The following is a 20355-nucleotide window of genomic DNA, read 5'->3' on the forward strand; positions in this document are numbered from 1 at the left end:
CGTGACCTACTTGCTGCTCCGTCGTGTGCCGAAGCTCCGAGCGCTTGCTTGGTCTGTCCTCCTGGGCGCCGTCGTAGTCGGCCCGCTGCTCGACTTCCTGTTTTTTGCGTTCCTAGCCGGTTCGTATCCCGGAACATCGGCGAGCTAACGCAACCACGACGCGGAACGCTCTGAATCCCTGAAGGAGGTCCCCACGGCGGCGTGGGGACCTCCTTCAGGGTCGGGATGTTGGGGTTGATGGCCGAGTTCGAGTCCGACCTGATCCGTGCCCGCACCCGTGACGCCATCGCCGCCGCTACTGCTGCCAGCAAAATGAAGGGCCGCACGCACAAGCTCACCCGAAGAGCGGGCCTACCTGCTCCAGATGTACGAGACTCGACAGTTCAAGATCGAGACACTCTGCAGGAACACGGGGTTGAAGAGGTCAGCGCTCTACAACAACATCACCCTCGCACGCGCCGAACGAGACGCTCGCGTCAGCGCCGGGGATGACAGGTGGCCGTGCACAGCACTTCTGACAGCTGTGCACTCGACTCCTGAAACTGACAAGCGGGCCCCGTACCGGTAGTCGGTACGGGGCCCGCCGTGGAAGGGACCGGGAGTCACTGCAGCCCTCAGGACTCCGGCACGGTCCGGTGGTTCATCACCCACACGCAACTATAGGCAAGGCTTCCCTAACTGGCAAGGGCGTGGGTGTGCGCGCGTCGGCAGAGGGGGCGTCCCGCCCGGGAACGCACCGGGAGGCCCGCGGTCTCGAATGCGTCGAGCAGCGCCTGCCCGCGCCGGTCGGCAACCGACGGGGCGAGGTCGCCGCGCAGCGGAACCATGGTCGCGGCCCCGAGCACCGCCTCGCCGACCAGCGCCCAGAGCAGCGTGCGATCCAGCGGCACGAGCCGGTCGAGGGCGTCGAAGATGGCGGTCAGCGCGGTGCGGCAGCGGCAGGCGGTCCACATCGCGAGGGCGCGTTCGCACGGCAGGGTCACCGCGCCCGGCGTTCCGTCCCACCGGTCGCCGGGCAGCACCCGCAGGGCGGGATCCCAGACGCCCGCCCAGTCGATGCAGCCGTCGCTGTCCATGTGGATCGACAGGTTGTCGAGGCCGGCGTCCCAGGCGCGGCCCTCCATGACGACCAGTGCGGCGACCCGGCCGACGACGGAGTGGATCAGGGCGGATGCGACAGAGATGCCCGCGGCGTCGCGGTCCGGGATGTCCTCGAGCGCGCGGGTGAGCATCCGGTCCAGGCGGTCGCCGCGGATGCCCTCGTCGACGGCCCACCAGCGGCGCTTGGGCTGCTCGACCATCTGCGCGACGGCGTACACCCGCGGGTACTCGGGGTGCAGCGCCCGCAACCGGGTACACGACTCGACGAGGGCGGCGGAGACCGCGGCGGTGCCGCGCGGGGCAACGGCGGCGGGGGTCGGGTCGAGCAAGAGGGTGGTCGGCACTGCTCACTCCTTCGTCATCGAGCACGATCGAACGTAGGTTAGCCTAACCACAAGTCGATCGCCGGGCGGGAGCCGGGGTGCCTGGTTTGGATAGGGTTACGTAACCTGAAGGCCGATCCGACTTCCGTCGACCAGGAGCATGCCGTGACCACCATCCCCGGAGACGTGGACTACGCGATCCGGGAGGTCCCCCGCGGCCCCGCCCCGCGCGGTCGACGCGCACTGGCCACCGCCGTCGACCTCGGCGTCGTCGCCCTGCCGCTGCTCATCGGATGGTTCATCGTCGATTCACTGCGGGACGGCAACGGCGGCGGCCAGATGGACCGCCTGGTGTTCGGCGGCGTCGCCGTCGCCGTCGCCGTCGGGCTGCTCGTGTGGAACCGCGGCACCCGAGAGGGCAGCACCGGCGCTGGCGTCGGCAAGTCGTGGTTCGACCTGATCGCCAGGGACGCCGCCACCGGCCGAGCGCTCGGCGCCCGCCGCGCGCTGCTCCCCCGCTCCGGGGTCGAGGTGGTCCGCCGCGCCACCGCACTCGACGAGGGCTTCGTCCCGATCCGCGCCGACAACTCCCTCGTCGCGATCCGTCGACGCCGCCTGCTCGGGCTCGCCGCGCTCGTGGCCCTGCTCCTCGCGACCGTCGTCGCGAGCATCGCGGTCGGTGCGCGACCGATGGACTTCGGCGAGATCTTCCACGCCCTGTTCCAGGCCACCGGAACCGACACCGACCTCGTCGTCCGCACCCTCCGGGTGCCGCGCACCGCGCTCGCCGTCGCCGTCGGGATCGCGCTCGGCGTCGCGGGCGCCCTGATCCAGGGCCATACTCGCAACCCGCTCGCCGACGCGGGCCTGCTCGGTCTCAATGCGGGCGCCGCCCTGTTCGTGGTGCTGTCGATCTACCTGCTCGGCCTGTCCACCCCCAGCCAGTACCTGTGGTTCGCGTTCGCCGGCTCGCTCACCGCCAGCCTGGTCGTGTTCGGCATCGCGTCGATCGGCGGCAACCGGGCCAGCCCCCTCAACCTCGCCCTCGCGGGCGCCGCCGTCGCGATGTTCCTGCAGGCGATGACGCACACCGTCATCCTGCTCGACCAGACCAGCCTCGACGGCTACCGATTCTGGGTCGTCGGCTCGGTCGCGGGCCGCGGCACCGAGGTGCTGTGGCAGGTGCTGCCGTTCCTGGTGATCGGCGTGCTGATCGCGCTCGCGGGCACACCGGGACTCAACGTCCTCAGCCTCGGCGACGACGTCGCCCGCGGGCTCGGCACCAACGTCGCCCGCAGCCGGGCGATCGGCATCATCGCGATCACCCTCCTCACCGGCGCCGCGACCGCCGCGTGCGGTCCGATCGCGTTCATCGGGCTGGTCGTCCCCCACGTCGCCCGCTTCATCACCGGACCCGACTACCGCTGGCTCGTCCCCTACGCCGGGCTGCTCGGCGCGATCATGATCCTGCTCGCCGACGTGATCGGCCGAGTCGTCGTCCGGCCCGGCGAACTGCAGGTCGGCATCGTGCTGGCGATGTTCGGTGCGCCGTTCTTCATCGCGCTCGTCCGGCGCAGGAAGCTGGTGTCCCTGTGAGCCTCACCGACCGGGCGACCGTCCCCGACACCCGCACCACCCCGACCCCCACCACCGTCCCCGGCCGCCCCGGCTTCCGGGTCGGCGGGGTCTCCCTGGTCCGCCGCACCACGATGGTCGCGATCACGGTCGCGCTGCTGCTTGCCGTGTTCCTGTTGCTGTGCATCAACATCGGCCGCGGCGAGTTCTCCGTCCCGATCCCCACCGTCGCGGAGATCCTGTTCGGCGGCGGGTCGAAGGTCGAACGCTTCATCGTGATGGACCTGCGGCTGCCGCGGGGGCTCACCGCCCTGCTCACCGGCATCGCCCTCGGCATCGCGGGCGCGATCACCCAGTCCATCCTCCGCAACCCCCTCGCCAGCCCCGACATGCTCGGCATCACCGCCGGAGCCAGCGCCGCCGCCGTCACCCTGATCGTCGTCGGCGGCGGCGGCAGCTTCGTCGGCCTGCTCGCCACCCTCGGCCTGCCCCTCGCCGCACTGGCCGGCGGACTCGCCACCGCGGTCGCCATCTCCCTGCTCGCCTGGCGCGGCGGCGTGCAGGGCTACCGGATCGTGCTGATCGGCATCGGCACCAACGCGATGCTCGTCGCACTGATCCAATGGCTGCTCATCTCCGCGGACATCAACGACGTCGCCCGCGCCCAGGTCTGGCTCAACGGCTCACTCAACGGCAGCGACTGGGCGCAGGTGTGGCCCGTCGCGATCGGCGTCGCCGTCGTCGGCACCGCGGCGATCGCGTCCTCGTTCACCCTCGGTGCGCTCCGGCTCGGCGACGACACCGCCCGCGCCCTCGGTGTCCGCCTGCAAAGCGGGCAGGGGGTCCTGCTGATCGCCGCGGTCGCCCTCGCCGCCATCTCCACCGCCGCGGTCGGACCGATCGGCTTCGTCGCACTCGCCGCCCCCCAGCTGGCGATGCGCCTACTCCGCACGCCCGGTCCCCCGATCATCGCGTCCGGGCTCCTCGGCGCGGTGCTCGTCCTCGGCGGCGACATCATCGGTCGCACCGTGCTCCCGGTCGAACTCCCCGTCGGCATCGTCACCTCCGCGCTCGGCGGTCCGTTCCTGATCTACCTGCTCATCCGCAACAATCGGAAGGTGTCCGCATGAGCGCCGACGCACCAGCCACGGACAACCCTCGGCGGCTCGCCACGGAGGCCAACGGCCAGCCCGCCGCCGACAACCACGGGCGGCTCGCCGCCGACAACCTCGTCGTCGGCTACGGCGACCGCGTCATCATCGACGGCCTCGACCTCGACATCCCCACCGGTCTGGTCACCACGATCATCGGCCCCAACGGCTGCGGGAAGTCCACCCTGCTGCGCACCCTGGGCCGGCTGCTCAAGCCGAAGTCGGGACGGGTGCTGCTCGACGGCAAGGCGATCTCGTCGATGCGCACCAAGGACGTCGCCCGCACGCTCGGGTTGCTGCCGCAGGCGCCCGTCGCGCCCGAGGGGCTCACCGTCGCCGACCTCGTCTCCCGCGGCCGCCACCCGCACCAGTCGTGGCTGCGCCAATGGTCCTCCGACGACGAGGGGGAGGTCGCGAAGTCGCTGGCGTTGACGGGGGTGTCCGACCTCGCGGACCGCGCCATCGATGAACTGTCCGGCGGTCAGCGGCAGCGGGCGTGGATCTCGATGGCGTTGGCGCAGGGCACCGACATCCTGCTCCTCGACGAGCCGACGACCTACCTCGATCTGGCGCACTCGGTGGAGGTGCTCGACCTCGTCGACCGGCTGCACTCCGAGCTCGGTCGCACCGTCGTGATGGTCCTGCACGACCTCAACCTCGCGATCCGGTACAGCGACCGCCTGGTCGTGATGGCGAAGGGGTCGGTTGTCGCCGCCGGCGCCCCCGGCGAGATCATCACCCCCGACCTGCTGCTCGAGGTCTTCGGTCTCGAGGCAAGGGTGATCGACGACCCCGTCTCGGACCGGCCGCTGATCGTCCCGGTCGGCGCCCGACACGTGTACGGGACCGCGGGCGGACCGGACCCGGCCGCCGCGGGCTGACCGGGCCGGACCCTCAACGGATCCGCAGCATCGTGCGGACCAGGCGCAGGCCCTGCCCAACCGACACGGCCGGCAGGTAGGCGCGGCCGACGGCGTTGCCGATCGCGGGCAGGGCGGCGGGGTCCGCGAACGTCACGTACATCGGGACGTACTCGGGCCGGAACTTCGCCTTGAACGCCAGCAGGGACCGAAACCCGTACACCGGCTCCAGGGTGCGGCCGAGCAGATCGAGCGCACCGTCCGTGACCGCGGCGAACGCGCCCCGCTCCCGCGCCTCCTCGGTGTCCGCGGCGTCGGCCGTTCCGGCACCGGACACCGTCGCCAGCGGGGCGCCGGACAGGCTGACGAACTCGGCGCCCTCCTCCTTCAGGGATAGCGCGGCGGACGCGATCAGAAACTCCATCGCAGGCCGGAACCCGTCGGTGCGCCTGCGCATGAAGTCAAGCGTCCAGCCGACGACGCGGCCGTCGCGGTGGACCGGCATCCACGAGGTGACCCCGTGGACGGTCCGGTCCTCGTCGACGGCGATCAGGCAGCGGACCCGCCGGTCGTCGATCTCGTCGAGGCCCCCGAGGGTGAATCCCATCTCCGGCATGCCCTTGTCAGCGACCCATTCCTCGGAGATGGCGGTGACCTGATCGGTGAGCGCCAGTGGCGCGTCGGGAAAGCTCATCCATTCGGCGTGCACCCCCGCGCGGGTCGCCCGGTTGAGGGCGGTGCGGACGTCCTGGAACTTCTTCCCGGTGAATTCGAGGGTGTCGAGGTGCAGGACGGTCTCCTCGGCGACCTGGATGCCTGCCCACCCGAGGCTGTCGGTGACGGCTCGCAGCTCCGCCGTGACCGAGTAGAAGCAGGGTGTCCACCCATTCTCGGTCGCGAAGTCCGCGAACCCGGTGACATAGCCGGGCAACGAGGTTCGCGGCCCAACCGGATCGCCGGTGGTGAGCGCGACCCCGCCGATCACCCGGTAGGCGACGTAGCCCGCCCCGTCCGGCGCGAACCAGTAGCGGTTGCCGCGCCAGGTGGTCATCCACGACAGCGGGCTCCCGGTCCCGGCCTCGAGCAGTGCACGGGCGCGTTCGACGTCGTCCGGATGCTCGCCGCGGGACGGGGTGAGGAAGGTCGCGGCGACCGCGGCACCCACCCCGACCCAGAACAGCACCCCCGTCCACTCGTAGAGCAGGGTGGTGGCCGGGTCGTCCGGAAGGAACCGCGGATCCAGCCACTGCAGGTACACCGGCGGGACGAGGCGCTGCGGGTAGTCGGCGAGCAGCGACCCGAGGGTGGGGGCGCGGTCGAAGCCGGCGCGCACCAGCATCCCGAGTGCCAGGTAGCACCCGGCGAGCGCGGCGGTCAGGGCCGTCACGCGCAGCCACAGCCGCCGGTACGTACCGCGCGGAGCGGCGACGGTGAAGAACCGGCGGGTGACCAGCAGCACGAGCAAGACCGCAATCGGCGTGAGAAACGGCGCGATCGTGCGGTACACGGTCGGGGTGTCGAGGCCGTAGAACAGCGACTGCTCCGGCACGAACCCGATGTAGCGGATCCCGACGTTCACCAGGGCCAGCGCGACGAGCGCCAGCTGGGCGATGCAGGCGGCGATCCAGGCGAACCGGCGGCCGCGCCGCAACCCGTCGGCGAGCACGAGCAGCAGCAGCGAGGGCATCAGGCTCAGGATCGTCGGCCCGACCCCACCGAGCCGCAGCGCGAGCAGGCCGCGACGGCAGTCCTCGCCCGCACGGTTCTGCAGGCACAGCTCCCGTAGCTCGGCCGGTGTCGGCGCCACCGTCCGGAACAGGTCCCGGAGCACCGCGAGGGGTCCGACGGCGTGCGGGGACAGTGCCGCCAGCACCGGGCCGAGCGCGCCGGCCGCGACGATCAGCGCGACCAGGACGCGTCCCTCCCTGCGGGTGCCCGCGAGGTGCCCGCCGCGGGCGGAGCGGCCGACGACGAGCGGGCCGAGCAGCAGCCCGACGACCGCAGCGGACAGCCGCGCCAGGTCGAGCAAGTGCCCGCCGAACAACGCGAGGGTGATCAGCAGCGCCAGCAGCCCGACCCGAAGTCGGCGCCGCCACAGCGTCGTCATCGAGGAGCTGGCCACCATCGCGACGCCGGCGATCCAGGGGGTTGGCCCGACCGCGGTGCCGATGTGCAGCCGGAAGCCCCAGCCCGCGTCGACGCCCCGGACAGCCGCGGCCGCGCCGAGCGCGATCAGCGTGCCGAGGATCTGGGTGGCGGCCGCGGCGGCCGCGAAGCGGGTCGACCCCATCCGATGTTCGATGGGCGCCGCGATCAGCACGATCGCGGCGGTGGCGGCCAGGTGTCCGGCGAGACCGGGCGCCACCAGACCGGAGGTCAGCACCGTCCACAGTCGGCCGTGCTCGAGGGCGGTGATCCCGGTGGCCAGGTGACGGACCGTCTGCCCGCCGGTCGCGGCGCCGACCACCCACATCAGCACCAGCAGCGTGACGCTCACCGGGGCGCCGGACACGCCGGAGCGGGCGAGGTCGGTCAGCCGCGTCGCCTGCCTGCGCGCGGCGTCGATCACGGGGATGTCGCGCACCGGGGTCACGCGGTCAGCCCCATGCGCCGGGCCAGCCAGTCCACGTTGTCGCGCAGCCCGGCGGACCACACCGCGAAGCTGTGGCCGCCGGGCAGTTCGAGCAGGGTCACGTCCATGCCTGCCTTCCGGGCGGTGTCGTACAGGGTGTGCACGCCGGGGGCGTAGTCGTGGTCGTCGCGACCGACGACGAACACGCCCGCGGTGCCCGGGTAGCTGCGGGCGGCCATCAGGTCCATCGGGTTGACGGCGGTGAACGCGGCCGCGTCCCCGCCGAACGCGGCATCGACGGTGCGGTGCCGGTCGCCGAGCGTCGGCTCAAGTTGCCCGGACAGGTCGAGGAACGTCGGATACTTGTCGGGATGGTTGGTGGCCATCTGCAGCGCGCAGGTGCCGCCGTAGGACAGCCCGCCGATCGCCCACACCCGGGGGTCCGGATTCACCTGCAGGTTCGCGGTCACCCAGGCGGGCACGTCGACGGCCAGGTAGGTGGCGACGTTCCCGAGCGGCGAGTCGAGGCACAGCGGGTTCGCCAGGGTGGATCCGGTGCCGTCGGCGACGACCACGACGGGGGCGAGTCCGGCGTGCCCGGCGGCATAGGCGTCCATCGACCGGGCGAGGTCGCCGCCGGCGAACCAGTCACCGGGGCTGCCGGGCTGCCCGGCCAGCAGCACCAGCACCGGGAGCAGCGGACGCGGATCGGCGAAGTAGGCGGGCGGCAGGTAGATCTTCGCGTCCCGCGCCGCGAACCCGGACACGGTGCCGGGAACCGGGACCGTCACGACCCGCCCGCCCGCGGGCAGGTCCGGCGGCGGCGCCCAGCGCGCGTCGAGCGGTATCCCGGAGACCGGGTCGGGCACCGGCGGTGGCACGTCGGCGAACGCGATGGCGTTGGCCGGGGGCAGACCGAGCGCGTCCCGCACCGTCGGGTAGGCGTCGAACACGAGGTTGACCTGCGCCGCGACGGCGGCGACGATCGCCAGCGCCGCGGCGAGCGAGGCGGCGGCGGAAGCGACGCGGCGGTCGGCGACGAGCCGCGCCGCGGCGAGCAGGATGGCCAGCAGCGCGCACCCGACCCAGCCGTACACGGCGGGGTCGACGGGGTCGGGGAACGGTCGCCACCACCGTTCGACCACCACCCACCCGAGCAGGGTCGCCGCGCACGCGGCGGCAACGCAGATCGGAAGGATGCGGCGTCGGTACCGGCGGGTGGGGCGACTGCGGCCCACCAGCAGCCACAGCGCGCCGAGGGCCGCGCACACCGTCACCCCCCACGGCAGCGGCCCCGAGATCAGCGACCGGTCGTACACCCAGTCCATCCGCGTCCTCCCGCTGTCCGCGTTCCCCACCGCCCTCGCGTGCCTCACCATCAATACCCCCACACGGCTACTACCGCGAGTAGTACGCATGACTGTCGGACGGTACGTACGATGGACCCCATGGCAGGACTTGGCGAGCTCGAGCGAGCAGTGATGGACCACCTGTGGTCCAGTTCCGAACCCCAGACGGTGCGTCAGGTCCACGAGGCCCTCGCGGCCCGCCGTGAGCTCGCGTACACCACCGTCATGACCGTGCTGCAGCGCCTGGCGAAGAAGAACCTCGTCATCCAGCAGCGTGACGATCGGGCACACCGCTACCTCCCGGTGCAGGGCCGCGACGAGCTGGTCGCGAGCCTGATGTTCGACGCCCTCGACCAGGCCCAGGCGTCCGACGGCCGGGTCGCCGCGCTGGTGCACTTCGTCGGCAAGGTCGGCGCCGACGAGGCCGCAGCCCTGCGCGAGGCCCTCGCCGCACTGGAGTCGTCCGAGGCGGGCAAGCGCCACCTGCGCAGCGTCGACCCCGGTACCGATCGCGCCAGTTGACTGCCGCACCTCGTGCATGATGGGTAGGTCATGAACCCCACGACCGCACTGGCCTTCGCCGTGACGGCCCTGCTTCTCGCTGGCCCGGTGCCCGCGCTGCTCGCGCGGGCGACCTGGCCATTCCGTGCTCCCGGCGCGGCGCTCGTGTTGTGGCAGGCGATCGCGATCGCCGCCGTCCTCTCCGCGTTCAGTTCCGGGCTGGCGATCGCATCACAGCTGCTGGTGCCGGGCGCCGACGGCCGCCCAACGACCGCCCCCCTGGAGGAGATCGACGCGCTCGGCCTCCCGCTGTGGACCGCGTACGTCGTGGTGTTCGCGCTCACCGTGCTCATCGGTGCGAAGCTGATGTTCTCGATCGCGGCGGTCGCGGTCCGGACCCGGCGGCGCCGCTCCCGGCACCGGATGCTCGTCGACCTGCTCGACCGCGGCGAACCGCATCGCAGCCGGACCTCGAACCTTCGGGTCCTCGACGCCGCCGAACCGATCGCCTACTGCCTGCCCGGTCTCCGGCACCGGGTCGTGGTCAGCGCGGGGACGCTCGACAGCCTCGACCGGGACGAGGTCACCGCGATCCTCATGCACGAGCGTTCCCACCTGCGATCCCGGCACGATCTGGTGATCGAGGCGTTCACCGCGGTGCACGAGGCGTTCCCGAAGGTGGTGCGCAGCAAGTCCGCGCTCGGCTCCGTCCAACTGCTCGTCGAGATGCTCGCCGACGACTCCGCGGTCAAGGTCACCGGCCCGACGCCGCTGGCCCGCGCCCTGGTCACCTGCGCCGGGTCGAGCGCCCCCGCAGGCGCCCTCGCCGCGGGCGGCCCGCACACCGTCACCCGCATCCGGCGGCTCGCCGACACCGGCGCCGTCGTCCCGATCGTGGTCGCCGCCTATCTCGCCGCGGTCACGATCCTCGTGGTCCCGACGATCGCCGTCGCCGTCCCGTGGCTGGTCGAACTCAATCGACTCTTCCGCGGCTGACACCGCGGAGGGGAACCCGCCAGTCGCCGCGACGCGAGTGAGTCGAGGGTCACGGGCCAGCCGGTGCTGGCACCGCATCCGGTCCCGTACACTGGACGACGGCCGTGTTCTCGGCCCATTTCATTGTTGACCACATTTTCGGCACCGCCACTGCCCCACCACCGGGGCGCGCGTGCCCGGCTCGTCTCTTCTGCGCGGCTGCTGTATCGGCCCGCTCTCCGCGACGCGCCCGACGTCCGGAGAGGTATATCCGCGTGACCGACGCTGCCCAAATCCCTGCTGCCCATGACCAGGGTGCCGCCGACCCCGAGGCCCCGGCTGCCGCCGAACAGCCCACCTTCGCAGAGATCGGCCTGCCCGGCCCGGTGGTCGCTGCCCTCGCCAAGGACGGCATCACCATCCCGTCGCCGATCCAGGCGATGTCCATCCCCGACGCGATCGCGGGCCGCAACGTCCTCGGCCGGGCGCAGACCGGGTCCGGTAAGACCCTCGCGTTCGGGCTGCCGATGCTGGCGCGGCTCGCGGGCCGCGACGACCGGCCCGCACCGAAGCGTCCCCGCGCCCTGGTGCTCGTGCCCACCCGTGAGCTCGCCGTTCAGGTCGTCGACTCGCTGCTCCCGTACGCGGGCACGGTCGGATTGAAGGTCCGGTCCGCGGTCGGCGGCATGGTCTTCACCAAGCAGGTCGACCAGCTGGCGCGCGGCGTCGACATCCTCGTCGCCACCCCCGGCCGCCTCGGCGACCACCTGCGGCAGGAGACCTGCGTCCTGGACGAGGTCGAGATCACCGCGCTCGACGAGGCCGACCAGATGGCCGACATGGGCTTCCTCCCCGAGGTCCGGTCGATCCTCGAGCAGACCCGCGCCGACGGCCAGCGGCTGCTGTTCTCCGCGACCCTCGACCGGGAGGTGCAGTCGCTGGTCCGCCGCTTCCTCGCCGATCACGCCCTGCACGCAACCGAGGACGGGCGCGCCAGCGTCGACACGATGGAGCACTACGTGCTCAACGTCGACCGCGGCCAGAAGGATGCCGTACTCGCCGAGATCGGCGCCCGCGACGGCGGCCGGACGATCATGTTCGCGCGCACCAAGCTCGGCTGCGAGGGCATCACCGAACGCCTGCGCGCGGTCGGGGTCGCGGCGGAGGCCCTGCACGGCGGGAAGGCGCAGAACCAGCGAACCCGGGTGCTCGAACGCTTCAAGACGGGCCGCACGCCCGTGCTCGTCGCGACCGATGTCGCGGCCCGCGGCATCCACGTCGACGGCATCGACCTGGTCGTGCACGTGGACCCGCCCGCCGACCACAAGGACTACCTGCACCGGGCCGGCCGCACCGCCCGCGCGGGCGAGAAGGGCACCGTCGTCTCGATCGTGCTGCCGAACCAGCGCCGCATGGTGCGCCGCCTGACCGACACCGCGGGCGTGGACGCCACCGAGGTGTACGTCGGCCCCGGCTCGGAGGAACTCGCCACCATCACCGGTGCGCGCACTCCGAGCGGCGAGCCGGTGCGGGAGCCGCGCGGCGAACGCGGCGGGAACGGTCGGTCGTACGGCGACCGCCCGCGCCGCGACGGCTTCGACCGGCCGCGCCGCGACGGCTTCGACCGGCCGCGCCGCGACGGCTTCGACCGGCCGCGCCGCGACGGTGGCGACCGGGGATACCGCGGCGACCGACCCCAGCGGGATGGTGGCTACCAGCGCTCGGGTGACCGACCCTCCTACGGCGACCGGCCCCAGCGCGACGGCGGCTACCAGCGCACGGGTGACCGACCCTCCTACGGCGACCGGCCCCAGCGCGACGGCTACCGGTCCGACCGCCCCCAGCGGGACGGCGGCTACCAGCGCTCCGACCGCGGCGACCGGTCCTACGGCGACCGCCCGCAGCGCAACGACCGTCCGTATGGCGACCGCCCCCAACAGGACGGCGGCTTCCGCGGCGGCGACCGGCCCCAGCGCGACGGCGGCTACCAGCGCTCCGGCGACCGCCCCTCCTACGGCGACCGCCCCCAGCGCAACGACCGGGGCGACCGGTCCTACGGCGACCGGCCGCAGCGCGACGGCGGCTACCAGCGCACGGGTGACCGCCCCTCCTACGGCGACCGCCCGCAGCGGGACGGCGGCGTCCGCGGCGGCGACCGCTCCCGCGGTGATCGGTCGTACGGCGACCGCCCGCAGCGGAGTGAGCGCAGCGGGACGGCGGGCGGCTTCCGTAGCCGCACCGAGCGTCGCTCGTACGACGGGTTCGACGGTCCGCGCCGCGACCGCTGACGTCCGTCCCCGGCATCCCATCGACGCCGCCTCCCGCATCGCGGGTGGCGGCGTCGCCGCATTCCGTCGCCGTCCCAGAGTTCGAGACCCTGAAGTGTCGCTCGTTCCGGGGGCAGGGAAAGCTGTAGGACATGACCGACAACACCTCCCAGGCCGCGCGGGCCCAGATCGGCGTCACCGGGCTCGCCGTGATGGGTTCGAACATCGCCCGCAACTTCGCCCGGCACGGGCACACCGTGGCGCTGCACAACCGCAGCGTTGCCAAGACGGACGCCCTGATCGCCGAGCACGGTAGCGAGGGCGACTTCGTCCGGACCGAGACCGTCGACGAGTTCGTCGCCGCGCTGCAGCGCCCGCGGCGGGTCCTGATCATGGTCAAGGCCGGCGAGGCGACGGACGCGGTGATCGAGGAGCTCGCGGCCGCGATGGAGCCGGGCGACATCATCATCGACGGCGGGAACGCCCTGTACACGGACACGATCCGGCGGGAGGCCGCGCTCCGCGAGCGGGGCCTGCACTTCGTCGGCGCGGGCATCTCGGGCGGCGAGGAGGGCGCGCTGAACGGCCCGTCGATCATGCCGGGCGGCCCGAAGGAGTCGTACGAGTCGCTGGGTCCGCTGCTGGAGTCGATCGCCGCGGTGGTGGACGGCACGCCGTGCTGCACCCACATCGGCCCGGACGGCGCAGGCCACTTCGTGAAGATGGTGCACAACGGCATCGAGTACGCCGACATGCAGTTGATTGGTGAGGCCTACCACCTGTTCCGGGACGCGCTCGGGTTCGACGCCGAGCGGATCGCCGACGTGTTCACCGAGTGGAATGGCGGCGACCTCGAGTCCTACCTGGTGGAGATCACCGCGGAGGTGCTGCGGCAGAAGGACGCGGCGACCGGTGCCGCGCTGGTGGACGTCATCGTCGACGCCGCCGAGCAGAAGGGCACCGGCCGCTGGACGGTCAAGTCGGCGCTCGACCTGGGTGTCCCGGTGACGGGGATTGCCGAGGCCGTGTTCGCCCGCGCCCTGTCCGGTTCGCGTGCGCAGCGCGCGGCCGCACGGGGACTGGCGTCGGGCGTGCTCGGCGACAAGCCAACGGACGCGGCACAGTTCACCGAGGACATCCGCCGCGCGCTGTACGCGTCGAAGATCGTCGCGTACGCGCAGGGCTTCGACCAGATCCGTGCGGGCAGCGACGAGTACGGCTGGGATCTCACCCCCGGCGACATGGCGACCATCTGGCGCGGCGGCTGCATCATCCGGGCCCGGTTCCTGAACCGGATCAAGGAGGCGTACGACACCAACCCGGAGCTGACCTCGCTGATCGTGGAGCCGTACTTCAAGGACGCGATCGAGAACGCGATCGACTCGTGGCGGCGCGTCGTGGTGACCGCGACGACCCTCGGCATCCCGGTGCCCGCGTTCGCGTCGTCGCTGTCCTACTACGACGGCCTGCGTGCCGAGCGCCTGCCCGCCGCGTTGACGCAGGGGCAGCGCGACTTCTTCGGCGCGCACACCTACGAGCGAACCGATCGCCCGGGCAAGTTCCACACCCTCTGGAGCGGTGACCGCAGCGAGATCCAGGCCTGACGTCCCGTCCCTTGGGTGTCGACCCGATACGACACCCAAGGGACGGCCGCGGCGCGGCGACGTTCGCGCCGGTAACGGTCCTTGCCGTGCCGAATAGGCTGGACACGACCGTCATCGAGGAGCGGTGGCGGACGGCCTGACACCGTCGGGGGTCGCCATGGCGCAGACGAGCACACACCCGGGCGCGGACCCATCCGGCACGGATCCCGCCGCGGAGACGTGCGACGCCTGCATCGTCGGCGCGGGCATCGCCGGGATGAACGCCCTGTTCGCGGCGAGCCGCTACCTGTCCCGCAACGCGCGGGTCATCCTGATCGACCGGCGCGGGCAGCCCGGTGGCATGTGGGTGGACACCTACCCCTACGTCCGATTGCACCAACCGCACGGGCTGTTCACCGCGGGCAACATCGAGTGGTGTCTGGACCGGCGCCCGTCCCATCTCGCGACCAAGACCGAGGTCCTCGACCATTTCCGGCACTGCCTGGACGTGATCGGCCGCGACCTGCGCGTCGACGAGTATTTCGGCTGGTCGTTCGAGTCCGCCACCGAGGCGAACGGGATCGTCCGGATTCAGTGCCACCGGCCCGACGGGCGGCGGCTGGTCGTGCACGCACAGCGTCTGATCAAGGCCTACGGGCTCGGAATCGCGCCCAACGACCCCCTCCCCGCGTCGAGTTCGCGGGTCCGGTCGGTGTCCCCCGACCAATGCGACGTGCGGGCGGACGCGATTCGGGCGAGCGACGCACCGGTGTGGGTGATCGGCGGGGGCAAGACCGCGATGGATACCGCGCACGCCCTCGTCACCGCGTACCCCGGCCGGGAGGTCACCCTGGTCGCGGGATCCGGCACGTTCTTCATCAGCCGCGACCGCGCGTTCCCCGGGAACACCCGACGCTGGTGGCGAGGGCAACTCCCGAACGCCGTGGCCGCCGAGGCAGCCAGGCGGTTCGACGGGACCAACGAGGCGGCCGTCGCGCGCTGGTACCGCGCGACGCACGGCACCGGCCCCACCCCGGGGGCGAGCAACTTCCTGCTCGGCGTCCAATCGGAAGCGGAGACGTCGGCGATCACCGCCGGTGTGCACGAGGTCGTCATGGACCACTTCGTTGACGCCGTCGATCGCGGCGGGGGACCCACCGCCGTCTTCCGCAGCGGGGCGACCAAGCCGATGACGCCGGGCACGTGGATCGTGAACTGCACCGGCTACATCAAGGTCGACGGCGACTACGAGCCGTACGTCTCGCCGACCGGGAACGTGGTGGTCGTGCACCCCCGCTCGGCCGTCCTTCACCTGCCCTCGTTCATGGGCTACTACCTCGCGCATCTGATGTTCGCGGGCCGGATCCGGGATGTCCCCCTCTACGAACTCGACGTGGGCGGCCTGTTCGCCGGCGGCGGCAAGCACGTGTTTCCGTACACGGCAATGGCGTTGGCGATGTACAACCTCGGAATGCTGGCGGACGCCCTCCCCGCCACGGTGTTTCGCGACTGTGGTCTCGACTTCGACCGCTGGTATCCGATCCATCGGCGGCTGCTCGGGACGGCGCGATTCGCGGCGGCGAACCACCGCGACCGCGCCCACCACCGCCGCACCCTCGACACCGTCCGCGAACGCTTCGACGTCCGCGGCGGCCCCCTGGTCGGCGGGTGAGAACCCCTTCCCGCGAGCCCGACGGCCGGTCACGACGGCACCACGATCCCGCCCGGCGGCGGCCCGAGCAGCGGCTGCAGGTGGGCGACGGCGCCGGTCCATTCGGTTGAGCCGTGCGCCCCCTCCCACGGATACCGGCCCTGGCAGTCCGCCCACACCACCTGCAGCGCCCGGATCCGCCCGTGGTGTTCGACGGCACGCAGCAGCCAGAACTCGCACTCCCGCACCTCGACCAGGCAGACGTCGAGCCCACCGACGGTCACCTCGTCGCCGGGCCCGAGCCGGCTGCCGTCGAGCAGCACCGATCCGAGCTCACTCAGCACGACCGCCGACTGGTCCGACACCCGCCCGGTGATCACCAGCTCCGGGAGCCCGTGACCGGTCAGGCCGACCGTGTAGCAGTAGGCGGGATGCACGCCGCTGCGGTCGACGGTCGACTCCACGTACTGCAGCGCCCACCCGTACCGCTCGATCGTGCGCCGCATGTCTAGCCGGATCCGCTCCTCCGACGTGCCGCCACAGGTCTCACACATTGACTTCCCCTTCGCTCGGGTACCGCACCCACCACCACGAATCTCGAAATTGTGTTCGAAGAACATGGTGCACCGACCCACCGACACGGTGCCGACACCGGCGGCGGCGGTAGCCTCGACCTGCGTCGATCCCCCCTCGGCGCAGAAGGAGTCCCATGGCCACGTTCGCCGACCTCGGGTTACCAGCGACGCTGGTGCAGTCGCTGCGGCGCGAGCAGATCACCGCGCCGTTCCCGATCCAGGAGGCGGTGATCCCCGACATCCTCGCCGGCCGAGACGTGCTCGGTCGCGGGCCGACCGGCTCCGGCAAGACCCTCGCGTTTGGGCTGCCGATGCTGCTCCGGATCAAGGGCACCTTCAGCGCGCCGAAACGCCCGCGCGGCCTGGTGCTCGCCCCGACCAGGGAGCTGGCGACGCAGATCGAATCGGCGCTCGACGAGTCCGCGCTGGCGTTGGGCCTGCGGATCGCGGCGGCCACCGGCGGCGTCCCGACGAAGGCGCAGGCGCAGCGGCTCGCGCGCGGGGTGGACCTGCTCGTCGCGACCCCCGGTCGGCTGGCGGATCTGCTCGACCAGCACGCGCTCGTCCTCGACGACGTGGTCGTCACCGCGATCGACGAGGCCGATCATCTCGCGGAGATCGGGTTCCTCCCGCAGGTGACGACGATCCTCGACCGGACTCCCGCCGCCGGGCAGCGACTGCTGTTCTCGGCAACCCTCGACGCCGACGTCGACACCCTGGTCGAGCGCTACCTGCACGACCAGGTCACGCATGCGACCGCGGCGGCGGCGGCGCCGGTCGCGGTCTCCGATCACCACGTGCTGATCGTCGAGCACGCGGACAAACCCGCGGTGGTCGCCGAGATCGCGGCCCGGCGAGGCCGGACGCTGCTCTTCGCCCGCACCCAACACGGGGTGGACCGGGTGGTGGCGCAGTTGGCCTCGGTCGGGGTGCGCGCGGGCACGCTGCACGGCGGCAAGTCGCAGGCGTTCCGAGCGCACGCGCTGGCCGCGTTCGCCGGCGGCGCGGTGCCGGTCCTGGTCGCAACGGACGTGGCGGCGCGCGGCATCCACGTCGACAACGTGTCCCTGGTGGTGCACGTCGACCCGCCCGCCGACCCCAAGGACTACCTGCACCGCGCTGGCCGCACGGCGCGCGCGGGCGCGTCGGGGCGGGTGGTGACGCTGGTCACCCCGGATCAGCGTGACGCGGTCGCGGCGGTGCTGGCGGCCGCGGGCGTCGCCGTCGACGGGATCCCGGTGCGTCCGGGCAGCGATCAACTGTCGGCGCTGACCGGTGCCCGGCAACCGTCCGGGGTCCCGCTGGCCGGTCAGGATCCGCCGCGGGCACAGACACCGTCCGAGACGACCGGGTCCCGGGACAGGCGCACCCCCGGCCGGTCGCGAGACGGGCGTGCGGGGGGTCGGTCGCGGGACGGACGCTCGCCCGGCGCAGGCGGCGGGCGTTCGCGCGGACAGCGGAAGCCGAACCGGGGAAGCTGACCTGTGTGACCGACCTGCCGTGGCTCGCCGTCGCCCTCGCCATGACCGGGGCGTTGCTGTTCGCGGTCGGGTCCGTCGCGCAGCAGTCCGCGGCGTCCGGAGTCGGCGACGGCGACGCCCTGATGCGTGAGCTGGTCCGGTCCCCGCGGTGGTGGATCGGCGTCGGCGGCGACGTCGGCGGGTACGCGTTCCAGGCGGCGGCGCTCGGCGTCGGGTCGGTCCTGGTGGTGCAGCCGCTGATCGTGAGCACGTTGCTGTTCGCGTTGCCGCTGTCCGCCCGCTTCACGGGTACCCGGATGACGCCCCGGACGTGGGTGACGGCGACCGCGTTGGCGCTGTCGCTGGTCGTCTTCCTGACCGTCGGGAACCCGACCGAGGGAGCGGCGACCGCGCCCGCCGCGCGCTGGGCACTGCCGCTGGCGGTGGTGGTCGGCGGGTGCGGCGCCGCGCTCGCGCTCGCGCGCGCACCGATCGCGTCCGGGCCGCGCGCGCTGCTGCTCGGTGCGGGGTGCGGCGCCATGTACGGCGTCGCGGTCGCGTTGACGAAGCCGACGATCGAGGGATTCGCGCACGGACCGGTCGCGGCGCTCACCGGGTGGGAGCCGGTGGCGCTGGTTGCGGCGGGCGGCACCGGCTTCTACCTGCAGCAGCGGGCGTTCCAGGCCGGGTCGCTCGCGGCGTCGCTGCCCGCGATCACCATCGGGGAACCGCTGGTTGCCGCGTTCCTCGGGTTCGCGGTGCTCGGCGAGCGGCTGCGGGTCGATGCGGCGGGTGGGGTCGTCGTCGCCGCGGCGGTGGCCGTGATGGTGGTGGCGACGGTCGCGCTGTCCCGCGCCCAGGCGCAGCGGGGGCCGAACACGCCAGACGCGACGTCGCGGTACCCGGACAGCGGCCGGGCCGGGTTGTAGCGTCGCCGGTGTGCGCTTCCTCGACGGGCAGACCCCGCCCTACGACCTGACCTACGACGACGTGTTCCTGGTGCCGAACCGCACCGACGTCACCTCCCGGTTCGACGTCGACCTGGCGTCCAGGGACGGCTCCGGCACCACCATCCCGATCGTGGTCGCGAACATGACCGCGGTCGCGGGCCGCCGGATGGCCGAGACGGTCGCCCGCCGCGGCGGGCTCGTCGTCATCCCGCAGGACGTGCCCGCGTCCGCGGTGGCGGAGACGGTGGCGTTCGTCAAGAGCAGGCATCTCGTCGCGGACACCCCGGTGACGCTCGGCCCGGATGCGTCGGTGTCCGATGCGCTGGCGCTGCTGCCGAAGCGGGCGCACGGCGCGGTGGTGGTCGTCGACGGGGAGCGCAGGCCGATCGGGGTGGTGACCGAGGCGGCGTGCGCGGACGTGGACCGGTTCACCCGGCTCAGCGCGGTCCTGGTCTCCGACTTCGCGACGGCGCCGGTGTCCGCGTCGGCGCGGGAGGTGTTCGAGCTGCTCGAGTCCCGGCACGACCCGCTCGCGGTTGTCGTCGACGCGGACGGCAGGCTCGCCGGGGTGCTGACCCGGACCGGCGCGATCCGGGCCGGGATCTACACGCCCGCGCTCGACGCGGACGGGCGACTGCGGGTCGCGGCCGCGGTCGGCATCAACGGGGACGTCGCCGCGAAGGCCCGCGCCCTCGCCGACGCTGGCGCCGATCTGTTGGTGATGGACACCGCGCACGGGCACCAGGAGAAGATGCTCGAGGCGCTGTCCGCGGTCGCCGCGCAGGGCCTCGGCGTGCCGTTGGCGGCGGGCAACGTGGTCTCCGCCGCCGGGACCAGGGACCTGATCGCGGCGGGCGCGACGATCGTCAAGGTCGGGGTCGGTCCCGGCGCGATGTGCACGACCCGGATGATGACCGGTGTCGGGCGCCCGCAGTTCTCCGCGGTCGCCGAATGCGCCGACACGGCAAGGCGACTCGGCGCGCACGTGTGGGCGGACGGCGGCGTGCGGCATCCCCGCGATGTCGCGCTGGCACTGGCGGCGGGTGCGTCGAACGTGATGATCGGGTCCTGGTTCGCAGGCACCCACGAGTCGCCGGGCGACCTGCGATTCGACGAGGACGGCAACGCGTACAAGGAGAGCTTCGGGATGGCGAGCAAGCGGGCCGTCGCCGCCCGCACCGCGACCGACAGCGGTTTCGACCGGGCCCGCAAGGCCCTGTTCGAGGAGGGCATCTCCAGTTCCCGGATGCGTCTGGACCCGCTGCACCCGGGCGTCGAGGACCTGATCGACCGGATCTGCTCGGGGGTCCGCAGCACCTGCACGTACGCGGGAGCAGGCACGATCGAGGAACTGCACGAGAAGGCGGTGCTCGGGGTGCAGTCGGCGGCCGGGTTCGCCGAGGGCAGGCCCCTGCCCGCCGGGTGGTGACCGCGATGCCGCCCGGCTCGGACCGGACATTTC

General features: G+C 72.5%; 15 protein-coding genes. 11 read left to right on the forward strand and 4 right to left on the reverse strand.

Translation table 11 applies throughout. The features are described from left to right. Positions 1-674: 674 nt before the first annotated feature. Positions 675-1445: a hypothetical protein gene (locus ACWF62_RS09070; protein WP_378569363.1), complete on the reverse strand. Its 771-nt coding sequence runs from the start codon at positions 1443-1445 to the stop codon at positions 675-677. A 144-nt stretch (positions 1446-1589) separates the two neighbouring features. On the opposite strand from ACWF62_RS09070, the gene ACWF62_RS09075 reads away from it, so the two are divergent. Genes ACWF62_RS09075 through ACWF62_RS09085 form a run of 3 tightly spaced genes read left to right on the forward strand, consistent with a single transcriptional unit; the run spans position 1590 to position 5031 of the window. Further along, entirely contained in the window at positions 1590-3020 is a 1431-nt protein-coding gene (locus tag ACWF62_RS09075) for a FecCD family ABC transporter permease (protein ID WP_378507213.1), read from the forward strand. After that, positions 3017-4129 (forward strand): FecCD family ABC transporter permease, encoded by a 1113-nt coding sequence (locus ACWF62_RS09080; protein ID WP_452629897.1) that lies wholly within the window; start codon positions 3017-3019, stop codon positions 4127-4129. Before ACWF62_RS09075 ends, ACWF62_RS09080 begins: the two co-directional genes overlap by 4 nt. Beyond that, positions 4126-5031: an ABC transporter ATP-binding protein gene (locus ACWF62_RS09085; RefSeq protein ID WP_452629898.1), complete on the forward strand. Its 906-nt coding sequence runs from the start codon at positions 4126-4128 to the stop codon at positions 5029-5031. Before ACWF62_RS09080 ends, ACWF62_RS09085 begins: the two co-directional genes overlap by 4 nt. A gap of 13 nt (positions 5032-5044) precedes the next feature. Here ACWF62_RS09085 and ACWF62_RS09090 read toward each other — a convergent pair whose 3' ends face one another. Beyond that, on the reverse strand, positions 5045-7603 hold the full coding sequence (locus ACWF62_RS09090; protein WP_452629899.1) for a bifunctional lysylphosphatidylglycerol flippase/synthetase MprF: 2559 nt from the start codon (positions 7601-7603) through the stop codon (positions 5045-5047). Further along, positions 7600-8910 (reverse strand): alpha/beta hydrolase, encoded by a 1311-nt coding sequence (locus ACWF62_RS09095; RefSeq protein ID WP_378569357.1) that lies wholly within the window; start codon positions 8908-8910, stop codon positions 7600-7602. The genes ACWF62_RS09090 and ACWF62_RS09095 overlap by 4 nt, the downstream gene beginning before the upstream one ends. A gap of 120 nt (positions 8911-9030) precedes the next feature. Here ACWF62_RS09095 and ACWF62_RS09100 point away from each other — a divergent pair, with 120 nt between their 5' ends. The 5 genes from ACWF62_RS09100 (at position 9031) to ACWF62_RS09120 (ending at position 15929) form a co-directional block, all read left to right on the forward strand. Next, the gene (locus ACWF62_RS09100) at positions 9031-9453 is read left to right on the forward strand and encodes a BlaI/MecI/CopY family transcriptional regulator (protein ID WP_378507218.1); all 423 of its coding nucleotides are present in this window, start codon (positions 9031-9033) and stop codon (positions 9451-9453) included. 30 nt (positions 9454-9483) lie between these two features. Further along, positions 9484-10428, forward strand: coding sequence for a M56 family metallopeptidase (locus tag ACWF62_RS09105; protein ID WP_378507219.1), 945 nt, complete (start codon positions 9484-9486; stop codon positions 10426-10428). 254 nt (positions 10429-10682) lie between these two features. Then, positions 10683-12695 (forward strand): DEAD/DEAH box helicase, encoded by a 2013-nt coding sequence (locus ACWF62_RS09110; RefSeq protein WP_452629900.1) that lies wholly within the window; start codon positions 10683-10685, stop codon positions 12693-12695. A 131-nt stretch (positions 12696-12826) separates the two neighbouring features. Continuing rightward, positions 12827-14278 carry an NADP-dependent phosphogluconate dehydrogenase gene (gene gndA / locus ACWF62_RS09115; protein WP_378507221.1) on the forward strand — a complete coding sequence of 484 codons (1452 nt, stop codon included), beginning with the start codon at positions 12827-12829 and terminating at the stop codon, positions 14276-14278. Positions 14279-14402: 124 nt separating this feature from the next. Further along, on the forward strand, positions 14403-15929 hold the full coding sequence (locus ACWF62_RS09120) for an FAD-dependent oxidoreductase (protein ID WP_452629902.1): 1527 nt from the start codon (positions 14403-14405) through the stop codon (positions 15927-15929). Between the two features lie 29 nt (positions 15930-15958). Here ACWF62_RS09120 and ACWF62_RS09125 read toward each other — a convergent pair whose 3' ends face one another. Beyond that, positions 15959-16414 (reverse strand): DUF4262 domain-containing protein, encoded by a 456-nt coding sequence (locus ACWF62_RS09125; RefSeq protein ID WP_452629903.1) that lies wholly within the window; start codon positions 16412-16414, stop codon positions 15959-15961. Between the two features lie 203 nt (positions 16415-16617). Here ACWF62_RS09125 and ACWF62_RS09130 point away from each other — a divergent pair, with 203 nt between their 5' ends. Genes ACWF62_RS09130 through guaB1 form a run of 3 tightly spaced genes read left to right on the forward strand, consistent with a single transcriptional unit; the run spans position 16618 to position 20322 of the window. Then, on the forward strand, positions 16618-17964 hold the full coding sequence (locus tag ACWF62_RS09130) for a DEAD/DEAH box helicase (protein WP_452629904.1): 1347 nt from the start codon (positions 16618-16620) through the stop codon (positions 17962-17964). Between the two features lie 5 nt (positions 17965-17969). After that, positions 17970-18872, forward strand: coding sequence for a DMT family transporter (locus ACWF62_RS09135; RefSeq protein WP_452629906.1), 903 nt, complete (start codon positions 17970-17972; stop codon positions 18870-18872). A 10-nt stretch (positions 18873-18882) separates the two neighbouring features. Next, positions 18883-20322 carry a GMP reductase gene (guaB1, locus tag ACWF62_RS09140; RefSeq protein ID WP_378507226.1) on the forward strand — a complete coding sequence of 480 codons (1440 nt, stop codon included), beginning with the start codon at positions 18883-18885 and terminating at the stop codon, positions 20320-20322. Positions 20323-20355 lie beyond the last annotated feature (33 nt).

This window comes from Rhodococcus sp. NPDC054953 (genome assembly GCF_053609225.1).